The sequence below is a fragment of the Bacillus cereus group sp. N11 genome (genome assembly GCF_016483605.1).
GTDB classification, from domain to species: domain Bacteria; phylum Bacillota; class Bacilli; order Bacillales; family Bacillaceae_G; genus Bacillus_A; species Bacillus_A toyonensis.
In genome coordinates this window covers 25,779-38,450 of record NZ_JAEHBN010000024.1, presented here as the reverse complement: position 1 = coordinate 38,450, position 12,672 = coordinate 25,779, and the positions used below count along the sequence as shown (strand labels likewise).

Here is a 12,672-nt window from a genome sequence, read left to right as displayed (position 1 = left end):
ACTATAAGTATACGCTCGTCTTGAAAGAAATACAAAATAAGGAAAGTAAACGGGGAAGTTTACTTTCCTTATTAACGTTAAGCGGAAATTTGTCCGTCTGTACGTTGTTTCTTGAATTTTTGTTTTCGACCGTGTAATCCATAATATAGAAGTAAAGTGAACGCAACGATAATAGCTGCGATAAAATACATATTATGATAACTTGATTTCGCCGCGACGATACCTAAAATGAAAGAACCAAAGCCAATACCACTATCAAAGAATGAGAAGTACGTAGCTGTCGCAGAACCACGTCGATGATTTGGCGCCGCAGAAATTGCAATCGTTTGGAAACTTGGAATTAATGTTCCATAACCTAAACCGATTAATACACCTGCGCTTAGGAACCAAAATGGAGTTTGTGCTTGACTTAATGCGAACATCCCAATTGTGAAAATAATAATAGCTGGATAAACAAGTACGTTTTCGCCGTAGCGGTCAAAAATCTTTCCTGTAAATGGACGAGAAATTACAACAACAAGTGCGTATACAATGAAGAAATAACTTGCAATATCGGCTAAACCGAGCTCTTTCGCATATATAGGAATAAAGGATAAAATACCACTATAAGAAAAGGCTAAAACAAATCCTGTCAGAGCGATTGGAATAGAAGATGGTTCAATTAAATCTTTCCACTTCATTTTTTCTCGTTTTTGTTTTTTCACTGGTGCTTCATGTGGAATATTTACAAGTAATCCTAATAAAAATGCAAGTAATGAAAATACGGAACAAACGATAAATAGTACAGTAAACGAAAAATGAGAAATAATTGTTAAACCTAAAAAAGGACCAATTACCATCGGCAGACTCATAAATACGCCGAAATAAGCAAGTGCTTCGCCTCGTCTATGAGCTGGCGCAACATCAGTTACAATCGTACCAGTTGCTGTCGTCGCCATCCCAAAGCCAATACCATGTAAGAAGCGAAGGGCAAGTAATAAAAATAAACTTTGCGCACCGAAATACATAACAGTAGCGGCTAAAAATAATGAAAGTGAAATAAATAATATTTTCTTTCTTCCTAAGTCATCGAGCCATTTTCCTGTAAATGGTCTACATAAAACAGAAGAAATAAGAAAAACAGTTGCAACTAAACCAATTTCCTCAGGTTTTCCTTTTAGGCCGTCTATTACATAGACAGGTAAAGTAGTCATAAGCATATAGAATGTTAAAAAGAGAAATAGACTACTAAAACAAGTTCCGAGGAAATCCTTCGTCCAAAGTTTTTCACTTTGCATCGTCATCCCTCCAATTTAATCTAAGTTTTTAATAATTTGTTGTAACACTTGAAATGCTTGATGTAAGTCATCTTCGTTAATACCATCTAGCGTCTTTTCTTCGAAAGTATCCACTTCTTCTTGCCATACTGGAATCATTTTTATAGCTGTTTCGGATAAAGAAATAAGCTTCTCACGGCGATCTTTTCCTTCTGTACGAATAATCCAGCCCATCGTTTCCATACGTGTCAACGTACGGGTCATCGTTGGTGATTCAACATTTAAATACTGGCATAATTCTGTTTGTGTACAAGAACCGGTTTGATTAATACGAAAAATAACAGCCCACTGCGCACTAAATAACCCAGTTGGAGATACGCGTTCATTAAATTTCTTCGTAAACTTTCGAGAAGTCTGGCTGACGATGTGAAAAAAATGTTGTTTTTCGTCCATATATTTTGATCCTTTCAAATTAGTTACCTAGCTAACTATATCTTTTTTTATTATAGTTGTCTAGTAATAGGCATGTTGTTTTATGTAAAAATTTCGCATAGGTTTTATGTTGAGAACATATATTCTGTATGTTATTCTTTAATTATATAAAGAATTTTCTTTCTATTAAAAAGAATGGGGGAACTTGTGATGATTAAGCCTGCAACAATGGAGTTTGTTTCACTATCGAATGGAGAAACGATTGCGTATCAGGAAGTTGGAAGGCGAAATACAGAAACTCTCGTACTCATTCACGGGAACATGACATCGTCACAACACTTTGATTTAGTTATCGAAAAGCTGCAAAATCAATACCATATTTACGCTCTTGATTTAAGAGGATTTGGACAATCGACGTATAATAAGTCGATAGATTCATTACAAGACTTCGCAGAAGATGTAAAATTATTTATCGATCAATTAAAGCTAGAGAAGTTTTCGTTAATGGGATGGTCAATGGGCGGTGGTGTTGCGATGCAATTTACAGCGAATCACCCAACTTTTGTAGAAAAGTTAATTTTAGTAGAATCAGTAGGGATGAAAGGCTATCCAATCTTTAAAAAAGATATTAACGGGGAACCGATCGTATCAAGTTTAGTAAAGACGAAAGAAGAAATCGCGCAAGATCCCGTACAAATTGCTCCAGTACTAGATGCGATAAAAAATATGAATAAATTATATTATCGTACAGTGTGGAATCTATTAATATATACACACAATCAACCGGAACCGGATCGTTATGAGAAGTATTTAGATGATATGTTAACGCAGCGTAATTTCGTAGATGTGAATTATGCGCTCATCACATTTAATATTTCGGATGAACATAATGGTGTGGTAGAGGGAAATAAACAAATTCATCGTATTAAAACTCCTACACTCGTCATACAAGGTGACAGGGATTACGTCGTACCGCAAGTAGTCGGTGAGGAATTAGCAAAACATTTGCCAAATGCAAAGTTGCAGGTGTTAGAAGATTGTGGGCACTCACCGTTTATTGATTGTTTAGATGTATTTATAAATCATGTAGAGAATTGGTTAGAACAGAAATAGTCCCCGAAAGCAAAAGTATTGCATATACTATAACATTTGTAGGTAAAAGGGGAGATTACTAGTGCATCAACCGTTTTTAATTGCGCATTCGCCATATAATCATCACTTATATGCAAAAATAATGATAAGCCCGATGTATTTGCAAGTTTCACCAGCTGTAGTTCCTTTACAAATACAGCAGCCACCAATCGCTCATTCACATCCGTACTTATATGGCCCTTCATTTTATGAAAATCCATATTTTAAACATTTTCATTACAATGTGAAAGCACAAGTTTGGGAAGGATAAGAAGCTAAAAGGCTCATTCTTTTAGCTTCTTTTTATTGTTAATATTCGTACACGCATTTGAAGAAACCGTTTATAATGAAAAGTGGAAAGCGTGAGAAGGAGAGGGAACAGGATGTCGATGCGTTTTACTTTTTGGATTATGGTTGGGATTGTGGCAATCTCAGGTTTATCACAGGGGATGCTCTTACCTGCCATTGCAATGATTTTTGAACAAGAAGGGGTTAGTTCAAGTATTAATGGTATTCATGCGACGGCATTATACATTGGGATATTAGTTATTTCACCGTTTCTTGAAAAACCGATGCAAAAGTTTGGAATGAAGCCAATTATCGTCATTGGTGGGTTTCTTGTTATTATTTCATTATTCTTTTTTACACAAACATTTTCGTTTTGGGTATGGTTTATCCTTAGATTTCTAGTTGGAGTCGGAGATCATATGCTTCATGTTGGAACGCAAACATGGATTACGACAACATCGGATCCGAGTAAAATAGGTAGACAAGTATCGATATACGGTGTATTCTTCGGAATTGGTTTTGCCGTCGGTCCGTATTTAGCAAGCACTGTTCAGTACGGTCTTGCAACACCATTTATCATATCTACTATACTTTGTTTAATAGGTTGGCTTTTACTACTCCCAACGAAAAATGCATTCCCAGCACAAGATGAAAGAGAAGTGAAGAGTGAATCATCATTTTCTCGTTATAAACAAGTTGTTGGATTAGGGTGGATTGCATTACTGGGACCACTTGCATACGGTGTGCTTGAAGCAATGTTAAATAGTAACTTACCAGTATACGCACTTCGTAAAGGGTGGTCTGTATCGGAAGTTTCCTTCTTATTGCCAGCGTTTGCAGTTGGGGGCATTATTACACAAATTCCTCTCGGTATATTAAGTGATAAATACGGAAGGGACCGTATATTAACGTGGACGTTCAGCATAGGTACGAGCATTTTTCTACTTGCGGCCGTATTTGATCAATATTACTGGATAGTCTTTGCCTGCATGCTGTTAGCTGGTATGGTCATTGGATCTTGCTTCTCTTTAGGACTTGGATTTATGACAGATTTATTACCGAGACACTTACTACCAGCAGGTAATATATTATCTGGAATCGCCTTTAGTTTAGGAAGTATTATGGGGCCTGTATTAGGAGGCGTATTTATAGAAAAAATACAGTATACAAGCTTTTTTATTGCAGTTATGATTATAATAGGGATTCTCGCAATGGTATATATGATCTACATGAAGAATCAATTCGCATCAAGAAAAATAGAAAGTAGGTTAGGGCATGACAAAACAACCTAATAAAAAGAAATTTGAAGTACTCGAAAACGAAGCAATTACAGACTGCTTAGCTCGCATGGAACAAGAAGGATACGCCCCGTCTCGTCGTATGGAAGAGCCAATCTTTCATGAAGTGAAGAAAGACGGAAAAACAGTAGTTGAACCGTGTGGTAGAAAAATTGTTTTTGAGGGAAAATTGAAGTAATACAAATAGAACATTTTCTTTATAGTATAAGGCCATCCAATTCGTTCGAGTTGGATGGCTTTTTTTACGACTGGTCAATGGAGGAAAAGGGATTTTAGGAGGGGGATAGAATGAAGAGATATTTTCTGGGAAGAACGAATAAAAATGAGTTGCGCTGTCTTCGTTAGTAAAGGTAGTACTGTGAGACCTTTACTAAATAAAAAATCTAATAGTAGTCCGAAGAATGCTAAACGTATAGAGTTTTGGAGTTGGGACAGGAACTATAGAGCCGTGACTATAATTCATTTAAATAAGATTGATATGTAAACGTTGTAGAATGAAATTGGCAAATCGAAAATGGTAGCGCGGGTGCTGATCCCGCACTACCATTTTAGCTACAAAGGTGCTACTCATTTGTGAACTAGCATGCTTTTCGGACAAATACTTTTTGTATGCTATTTGTTCGTACTAGCCAAATACATGAGCATGTGGAATTTTTCGTCTATTACATGATAATCGAAATAAGGTCCTGGATCTGTACAGTAACCGATATTTTCACTTTGCGTAATTTGAAATCCATTGACTGATAAATTTTCTTCTAAGTATTTGGGATACAAAATATGCTCGTTGGAATTTGGATATAAGCCTGAAATGTTTTTCAAGGATTTGGCCGAGCTATCATAATACGAGTATCCGCCGACAATTGTTGAACTGTTATGTAAATAGTTTTTTAGAACGTGAATGGGGAATTGCGGATTGAGCAGTGAAAAATCAGTTACTGAAAAACTATCCACAAAAACATCGATGCTAAGCGGTTTTAATGGCAAATTTAAATCGGAATTCAAAATATAAAGGACGCGTGGCTTCGGATTCATACGCTCAATTCTGTTTCGAACCTTCTTGAGCATCTCAAGTGAATAGCCACTGAATACATAGGATGCGCTCGTTTCAAGAACATCGATATATTTGGGTAGTGACACGAAAGCGTCAACGTTTGTTTCCACAATTAATTTGTTTTTCAAATCTATATTTTGTAGAACTTTTTGAAAATGAAAATTAATTTTTTCAAATAAGTTAATCATTTTGGGATTAATCTCTTTAATCGTTTCTTTATCGTAAAAATAAGATGGATAAGGAGACGTCTCATACAAGTTCGCGGTAATGATAATACCTTCCTCGATAGCCGCTTCGTATCCACAGGTACAAGTTAAACTTCCCGTGTGAATGTAAACTTTTTTAATCGTTACATCTTTCATTTCAAGGGGAATTTGGCATTTCGGACAATAGAGCAGATTTACAAAGTCAAGCGGGATTCCTGTAATATTCTCTTCTTTGGATGAAGGCGAACTGGTTTGAACCGCTTTTTCAATCAATTGGATAGCTTTTGATATGTCTTCTTTTTTTTGGATCAGTTCGTTCTTTTTATCAGTGAGCAAGTTGTTGTAGTAGTCGATATCCTCATGGTCCGAGAAGCTTGTAACACGCCGATACGATAAAGTTCGTTGGATTTCTAACAATGAAAAATGAAATTTTTTCAACTCGGTAATAAAAGCCATGTCGTCGAAACACAATTGGTTCATTTGATACTGGGTGTTTTTTTTGTCTGGTATTAATAATCCAAGTTCAATGTAATAACGAACGGTATCAGTCGTAACATGAAAAAGTTTTGCAAATGCACCAATTTTCATAGATGTGTCCCTCCGATGAAAAAAGTGGAGTTACTCCACTTTTTTCGTAAAATGAATTCAAAAAACTTTTAAATGACTATTGACTTGGAGGAAACTCCAAATCATATTATTAATTCAATAAGAGTGAATATTGCGAATATTTTTGACTGTATTGTAACATACATGTCACGAAAGGAGAAGGATTAGCTATGGAAAAGATGGATCGAATGGATACGCTCTCTCTGTGGACAGCGACTGCAAACAGCTATGATAAAGGAAAACCTCTTGAAGGAAATGAAGAGGCGGATGTTGTCATTATTGGCGCAGGTTTCACAGGTCTTTCTTCTGCATATCATTTGCAAAAATTAGGAAAGAGTGTCATTGTCCTTGAGCAGGAAACAATCGGATATGGCGCAAGCGGTCGCAACGGCGGGATGGTATTGCCGGGCTATAAGTCAACGATGCAGGAGCTTGCTAAAAAGTATGGTGCCGAAGAGGCGAGACAGCTTAACGATCTTTCACTGCTTAGTGTTGAATTAGTTAAAAACATTATCGACGAGCATCAAATCAACTGTAATTTTAGAAAGACAGGTCACATTGTGGCAGCTTACAAAGCCAAACATTTTGAAGGATTGAAACATGAAAGTGAGTACTTAAACAAAAATTTTGGATATGAATGTAGCGTGCTTAATCGAAGTCAGTTGCATCAAGAAATTGATTCCCCGCAATATTATGGTTGCTTAGTCGACAACTCGAGTTACTCATTCCAACCACTGAACTATGCAATTGGTTTGGGAGAAGCAGCGAAATCAATTGGTGCAAAAATCTTTGAGCATTCGAAAGCGCTATCTATTGAGTACGGCCGAAATAGTGTGAAAGTTGTTACAGAAAAAGGTACTGTTACAGCGAAAGACATTATTGTTGCTACAGATGGTTACTCTGGAAAAATCATGGCCGAACTGAATAAAGGCGTACTGCCAATTTCGGCACGCATTATTGCTACTGAACAGCTTTCAGAAACACTTTTGAATAGCGTCATTCCTAAAGATCGCATGGTTTTTGATACGAGTAGTTTCCTTTACTATTTCAGGCGTACACCAGATAATCGAATCGTATTTGGCGGTGGTGATATTCGTCCGAACTTAGGTGATGCTGTTTATCAAAGTGTGTACGATGCTATGGTTAAAATAATGCCAAAACTAGAAGGAAGCAAGATAGATTACAGGTGGGGTGGATTTATCGGTGTGACAATTGATACGTTCCCGGTTATCGGTAAATCTAAAGAAGGTGCATATTTTGCAACTGGTTATACAGGCCACGGCGCGTCTCTCTCAACATTGTTTGGTAAGTTATTGGCACAATGGATCGTTACGGGGAATGCAGGTGGATATCGATTTGAAAAGGAACGTCTCAAATCATTCCCATTCTATAATCAGAAAACGATGCTGGTCAATATAGCACATATTGGTTTCAAGCTGGTAGATATTATTGCGTAAAGGAGAGGTGTTTATGGAAATAAACATGTTCATTGACGGAAAATGGGTAGAAGCATTATCGGGTGCTAGACGAAATATTATCAATCCTGCAACTGAAGAGGTTATTGCAACGTCCGCTCATGGATCAGCAGATGATGCGAAACTAGCAATAAAGGCGGCTCGTAAAGCGTTTGACAGCGGAATTTGGTCAGATTTATCGGCTGATGAAAGAGCTGATTATCTATATAAGATTGCAGATCGTCTTGAAGAGAAGACAGCTGAAATTGCCCGTTTGGAAACTGCAAATAACGGTAAGGTTATTCGTGCAACAACCTATGTAGATATTCCAGTATCGGTTCAATGCTTCCGCTATTATGCTGACTTGATTAAAGGTATAAAAAAGGAATCTTACAATCGTGATGATTCTTCAGAAACGATTGTTATTCATGAACCAATTGGTGTTTGTGGACTGATTGTACCTTGGAACTTCCCGCTTATGATAGCTGTTTGGCAAATTGCTCCTGCACTTGCCGCAGGGAATACAATTGTAATTAAACCTGCTGACGTCACTCCTGTAAGCGTATTCAAGTTGTTTGAAATTATCGAAGAGATTGGGCTTCCAAACGGAGTGGCAAACTTAGTATTGGGACCTGGTTCAAAGGTTGGGAATGAGCTTGCAGAGAGCTATGATGTTGACAAAATTGCCTTTACAGGTGGAACAAAGACAGGTCAAAGTATTATGCGAGCAGCCGCGGGCAATATGAAAAAAATTACACTGGAACTAGGGGGAAAATCTCCACTTATTGTGTTCGACGATGTGGATTTTGAAACTGCTGTCGATAATGCGATGTTTGGTATTTTCCACAACGCTGGGCAAGTTTGTTCAGCTGCATCCCGTTTGCTTGTACAAGAGACCATTTACGATAAGTTTGTTGAAAGATTGGCCGAGCGTGCGAACAAAATTGTAGTTGGAAACGGAGAAAGCGAGAATATCGAAATGGGAGCTCTTACAACCGAGTCTCATATGAATGACGTTTTACATTATATAAAGAGTGGAATGGAAGAAGGTGCAAAATTAGTTTGTGGTGGTAAACGTTTAACAGAAAATGGGCTTGATCGAGGTTTTTTTATCGCACCAACAATCTTTGCTGATGTAAATGCAGATATGCGTATTGTTAAGGAAGAGATTTTTGGACCAGTCCTTGTTGTACAGAAATTTAAAGATGAGGAAGATGCGATCCAAAAAGCGAATGATTCCATTTATGGATTAGCCGGTGCTGTATTTACTGAAGATATGGACCGAGCAAAACGTGTCATTAGTAAATTGCGTGCGGGAATTACTTGGATTAATAGTTATCATCTTGCTTATGTTGAAGGTCCTTGGGGCGGGTATAAGCAAAGTGGAATCGGTAGGGCTTTAGGTGTTGCTGGGCTGGAGCACTTTATGGAAACGAAGCAAATCAATATCCACCAGCATGCCAAGCCTGTAGGTTGGTATGTGAATTAATTGAGCTTAACTTGCTATATAAATTATTTGTAAGGGGATATGCTCATGAAAATAGTGGACAACCGTCCGTCATCGAACATAGAGAAGCCAGAAGGAATGAATAAGTCGGTGGATGATTCAGTGCTCGGAACCAAAAGTATTCCGTTACTATATTTACGGTTTGCTTTGGCAGGAATTATGGCTAATGTAATTCTAGGAGTTGTATCGGTTATTGATGGCTATTTCGTCAGTGGCTTTCAGGAGCTAGAAATCGAAGGAATCGGAATTGGGTTTACGGTCATGGTTATTACCCGTATGATTGGAGTTCTTTTGGGGATAGGAGCCGGAGCGGTCATTTCACTTCGAATGGGGAAAGGGAAGATAGAAGAAGCTAGAAGTATTATGGGACAAACTTTATGGTTTACTCTTTTCCTTTCCACTTTGATAGCTGTACTTGGATTGGTCTTTGAAACTGATATTATGATTCTATTTGGAGCAAGTGATGAAGCACTTCCGTATGCGGTGCAATATAGCCGACTACTATGGATTTCGTTGCCATTAACGATATTGGCCGTTGTATTAAGTATTTTAGCTAATATCGATGAAAAACCTATATTGTCAATGAACAGTTGGTTAGTCGCAGCAGTTGTTGCTGGGGTTATGGAATGGATTATGGTAGTGAAGTACGACATGGGGATGATGGGTTCTTCATGGGCTAATACGATTTCGCAATCGATTCCTGTTCTCTTAATCTTTTATTTCTGGTTTGGTAAAACAAAACTGAAGCCAAAAATGAAAGATGTGATGATTAATCTTAAGAAGATTGGTGAAGTAGTTTGGACGGGGTTTGCATCTTTCTCTAGTCAGTTCATGATGTTTATTGCAATTATTTTCACCAACAATTTACTGCAAAGCTACGGAGGTGGTCTGCACGTTGCAGCTTTCACGATTCAAAATGGTTACATTACAAATCTTCTCGCTTTAGCGGCGCTCGGTGGAATGACAGGGCTTCAACCGATTATTAGTTATAATTACGGTGCAGGCAACCTTGATCGTGTGAAACAAGCAATTAAGATGGGACTCATTTTTACAGTTTCCTTCTTTGTAATTGTGACAGCTATATTAATCATTTTTGCAGATCCAATTGTGTCATTTTTTTCCGGTGGTAATCCTGAATTGCAAAAACTGGGCATTTGGACGACGGTTGTATTCAATTGTTTGTTTACACTTAGTGCAGTTAGCTTGCTTGTCTCTGGTTATTTTGAATCACAGGAGAGAAACTGGTCCGCAACGTTTATTAGTGTTAGCAAAATATTGTTGTTCATGATACCGTTTCTATTTGTTTTTCCGAAGTTCTGGGGTGTAGAAGGTGTATGGTACGCTGCTCCTGTTGCCGAAATTCCAGGCGTTCTCATTGCCATATACTTTATGAGAAAAGAGTTCAAACGTTTAAAGGTTACCAATGTTAATACAGATACCAATGTTAAAACAGTAGATGTATAGGAACGTATTCCGTCAAAATTACTAATAAGAGAGAGGGGTATCATCATGTTTTTTGCGAAAAAAATTACAGCAGAAGAAGCAGAGCAACTAGGTGCCAACACATGGGAACCATGGGTAGGTGAACCAAATAAAGGAACGTGGCATGTAGAAGAACAGGAAGTTTTCTATGTGACAGACGGTGAAGTGTTTATTATTGTTGATGGAAAAAAGTATCATGTTACAAAGGGTTGGGTTGTTTCCTTGGATAAGGACCTTGTTTGTGAATGGGATTGCCCAGTATTTTTGAAAAAGAATTATAAGATGAACCATGAGATTAATCTGAAATAATGTGAACTGGGGAGTGGACAAATGCTAAGCAGATGACTGCTCCTGCATATGCAATCGATAAGAGTAAGATTAGTAATGTTAGAGAAATGGATATAAATAAGTTTATATACCGTCTAATGAATACGCTTTCTTTTTTGTGAATGCAATACATACATAGGACGGCTATCTTAAAATTAGGAGGTTTCACCATGGTAGTAACGAAAAATGTACAAACGTTAAAAAATTATATTGGTGGACAATGGATAGAATCTAAAAGTAAACAAGTAGAAGATGTACCAAATCCAGCAACAGGAGAGACTATTGCTCGTGTGCCGCTTTCGACTAAAGAAGATTTGGATAGAGCTGTAGCAACTGCGAAAGAAGCATTCCAAACATGGAAAAAGGTTGCTGTACCTCGGCGTGCTCGGATTCTATTTCGCTACCAACAGCTTTTGATTGAAAACTGGGAGGAGTTAGCGAAACTCGTTACCTTGGAAAATGGAAAAAGTTATAAAGAAGCTTACGGTGAAGTACAGCGAGGGATTGAATGTGTTGAATTTGCAGCAGGTGCACCTACTTTAATGATGGGAGAGCAACTTCCTGATATTGCTACTGGTGTTGAATCAGGGATGTATCGTTATCCAATCGGAGTAATCGCAGGAATAACGCCATTTAACTTTCCGATGATGGTGCCATGCTGGATGTTCCCACTCGCGATTGCATGCGGAAATACGTTTGTATTAAAACCATCTGAAAGAACACCGTTGCTGGCGAATCGCATAGCTGAACTGTTTAAAGAAGCAGGCCTTCCAGATGGAGTACTAAATGTTGTACATGGTGCACATGACGTCGTGAATGGCATTCTTGACAATGAGGATGTGAAGGCTGTATCTTTCGTTGGTTCTCAACCTGTCGCTGAGTATATATATAAAACAGCAGCAGCAAACGGCAAACGTGTACAAGCTCTTGCAGGTGCAAAAAATCATTCGATCGTATTAAAAGATGCGGACCTTAGTTTTGCAGTGAAAGAAATTACAAGTGCTGCCTTCGGTTCAGCGGGTGAAAGATGCATGGCGGCGGCTGTTGTTGTCGTGGAAGAAGACGTTGCAGATGAGCTCGTTAATAGACTGATTCAAGAGGCGAATGCAATTACGATTGGTAATGGTCTGGAAGAAGATGTTTTCCTTTGTCCCGTTATTCGTGACGGCCATAAAGAGCGTACACTCGGATACATTCAATCTGGTATAGAGCAGGGAGCGACACTTATTCGTGACGGACGTGAAGATGATGCAGCAAACGGTGACGGTTATTTTGTCGGTCCAACGATTTTTGACAATGTGACACAGGAAATGAAAATTTGGCAAGATGAAATCTTCGCACCAGTTCTTTCTATTATACGCGTAAAAGGTTTGATGGAAGCGATTCATGTTGCTAATGCATCACCGTTCGCAAATGGTGCATGCCTATACACCGATAGCGCGAAAGCAATTCGTGAATTCCGTGAAGAAATTGATGCAGGTATGCTTGGGGTCAATCTTGGGGTTCCTGCTCCAATGGCATTCTTCCCATTCTCAGGTTATAAGAAATCCTTTTATGGTGATCTCCATGCAAATGGAAAAGATGGCGTAGAATTTTATACGCGCAAGAAAATGCTTACGGCTCGTTATTGATAG

The 12,672-nt window shown here is 38.2% G+C and carries 12 protein-coding genes; 9 read left to right on the top strand and 3 right to left on the bottom strand.

Annotated features, from left to right (window positions below):
- Nucleotides 1–77: 77 nt before the first annotated feature.
- Nucleotides 78–1,277, bottom strand: a complete 1,200-nt coding sequence (locus tag JDS98_RS26505; RefSeq protein ID WP_001190323.1) for an MFS transporter — start codon at nucleotides 1,275–1,277, stop codon at nucleotides 78–80.
- 15 nt (nucleotides 1,278–1,292) lie between these two features.
- A complete protein-coding gene (locus tag JDS98_RS26500) occupies nucleotides 1,293–1,709 on the bottom strand; it encodes a MarR family winged helix-turn-helix transcriptional regulator (RefSeq protein WP_000343676.1) in 417 nt (138 codons plus the stop codon).
- Nucleotides 1,710–1,898: 189 nt separating this feature from the next.
- Here JDS98_RS26500 and phaZ point away from each other — a divergent pair, with 189 nt between their 5' ends.
- The 4 genes from phaZ to JDS98_RS26480 all read left to right on the top strand — a co-directional run bounded on the left by phaZ (nucleotide 1,899) and on the right by JDS98_RS26480 (nucleotide 4,583).
- A complete protein-coding gene (phaZ, locus tag JDS98_RS26495; protein WP_097855306.1) occupies nucleotides 1,899–2,801 on the top strand; it encodes an intracellular short-chain-length polyhydroxyalkanoate depolymerase in 903 nt (300 codons plus the stop codon).
- A 61-nt stretch (nucleotides 2,802–2,862) separates the two neighbouring features.
- Nucleotides 2,863–3,090: a hypothetical protein gene (locus tag JDS98_RS26490; RefSeq protein WP_000554163.1), complete on the top strand. Its 228-nt coding sequence runs from the start codon at nucleotides 2,863–2,865 to the stop codon at nucleotides 3,088–3,090.
- A 112-nt stretch (nucleotides 3,091–3,202) separates the two neighbouring features.
- Nucleotides 3,203–4,399: an MFS transporter gene (locus tag JDS98_RS26485; protein ID WP_000062786.1), complete on the top strand. Its 1,197-nt coding sequence runs from the start codon at nucleotides 3,203–3,205 to the stop codon at nucleotides 4,397–4,399.
- Nucleotides 4,383–4,583, top strand: a complete 201-nt coding sequence (locus JDS98_RS26480) for an NETI motif-containing protein (RefSeq protein WP_000166300.1) — start codon at nucleotides 4,383–4,385, stop codon at nucleotides 4,581–4,583. Before JDS98_RS26485 ends, JDS98_RS26480 begins: the two co-directional genes overlap by 17 nt.
- 434 nt (nucleotides 4,584–5,017) lie before the next feature.
- On the opposite strand, the gene JDS98_RS26475 is transcribed toward JDS98_RS26480, so the two are convergent.
- Nucleotides 5,018–6,250, bottom strand: coding sequence for a MerR family transcriptional regulator (locus JDS98_RS26475; protein ID WP_098912077.1), 1,233 nt, complete (start codon nucleotides 6,248–6,250; stop codon nucleotides 5,018–5,020).
- A 188-nt stretch (nucleotides 6,251–6,438) separates the two neighbouring features.
- On the opposite strand from JDS98_RS26475, the gene JDS98_RS26470 reads away from it, so the two are divergent.
- From JDS98_RS26470 to JDS98_RS26450, 5 genes are all read left to right on the top strand, one after another.
- Nucleotides 6,439–7,725 (top strand): NAD(P)/FAD-dependent oxidoreductase, encoded by a 1,287-nt coding sequence (locus tag JDS98_RS26470; RefSeq protein ID WP_000413844.1) that lies wholly within the window; start codon nucleotides 6,439–6,441, stop codon nucleotides 7,723–7,725.
- A gap of 13 nt (nucleotides 7,726–7,738) precedes the next feature.
- Nucleotides 7,739–9,211 (top strand): aldehyde dehydrogenase family protein, encoded by a 1,473-nt coding sequence (locus JDS98_RS26465; RefSeq protein ID WP_199634500.1) that lies wholly within the window; start codon nucleotides 7,739–7,741, stop codon nucleotides 9,209–9,211.
- A gap of 45 nt (nucleotides 9,212–9,256) precedes the next feature.
- On the top strand, nucleotides 9,257–10,693 hold the full coding sequence (locus JDS98_RS26460) for an MATE family efflux transporter (protein WP_097959446.1): 1,437 nt from the start codon (nucleotides 9,257–9,259) through the stop codon (nucleotides 10,691–10,693).
- A gap of 45 nt (nucleotides 10,694–10,738) precedes the next feature.
- Nucleotides 10,739–11,020 carry a cupin domain-containing protein gene (locus JDS98_RS26455; protein ID WP_097959447.1) on the top strand — a complete coding sequence of 94 codons (282 nt, stop codon included), beginning with the start codon at nucleotides 10,739–10,741 and terminating at the stop codon, nucleotides 11,018–11,020.
- A gap of 188 nt (nucleotides 11,021–11,208) precedes the next feature.
- The gene (locus JDS98_RS26450; RefSeq protein WP_097959448.1) at nucleotides 11,209–12,669 is read left to right on the top strand and encodes a CoA-acylating methylmalonate-semialdehyde dehydrogenase; all 1,461 of its coding nucleotides are present in this window, start codon (nucleotides 11,209–11,211) and stop codon (nucleotides 12,667–12,669) included.
- The last annotated feature ends 3 nt before the right edge of the window (nucleotides 12,670–12,672 follow it).

Excerpts from the sequence above, each read along its gene's own strand:
- JDS98_RS26505 (WP_001190323.1), bottom strand. The coding sequence starts at position 1,277 with ATGCAAAGTGAAAAACTTTGGACGAAGGATTTCCTCGGAACTTGTTTT.
- JDS98_RS26500 (WP_000343676.1), bottom strand. The coding sequence starts at position 1,709 with ATGGACGAAAAACAACATTTTTTTCACATCGTCAGCCAGACTTCTCGA.
- phaZ (WP_097855306.1), top strand. The coding sequence starts at position 1,899 with ATGATTAAGCCTGCAACAATGGAGTTTGTTTCACTATCGAATGGAGAA.
- JDS98_RS26485 (WP_000062786.1), top strand. The coding sequence starts at position 3,203 with ATGTCGATGCGTTTTACTTTTTGGATTATGGTTGGGATTGTGGCAATC.
- JDS98_RS26480 (WP_000166300.1), top strand. The coding sequence starts at position 4,383 with ATGACAAAACAACCTAATAAAAAGAAATTTGAAGTACTCGAAAACGAA.
- JDS98_RS26475 (WP_098912077.1), bottom strand. The coding sequence starts at position 6,250 with ATGAAAATTGGTGCATTTGCAAAACTTTTTCATGTTACGACTGATACC.
- JDS98_RS26470 (WP_000413844.1), top strand. The coding sequence starts at position 6,439 with ATGGAAAAGATGGATCGAATGGATACGCTCTCTCTGTGGACAGCGACT.
- JDS98_RS26465 (WP_199634500.1), top strand. The coding sequence starts at position 7,739 with ATGGAAATAAACATGTTCATTGACGGAAAATGGGTAGAAGCATTATCG.
- JDS98_RS26460 (WP_097959446.1), top strand. The coding sequence starts at position 9,257 with ATGAAAATAGTGGACAACCGTCCGTCATCGAACATAGAGAAGCCAGAA.
- JDS98_RS26455 (WP_097959447.1), top strand. The coding sequence starts at position 10,739 with ATGTTTTTTGCGAAAAAAATTACAGCAGAAGAAGCAGAGCAACTAGGT.
- JDS98_RS26450 (WP_097959448.1), top strand. The coding sequence starts at position 11,209 with ATGGTAGTAACGAAAAATGTACAAACGTTAAAAAATTATATTGGTGGA.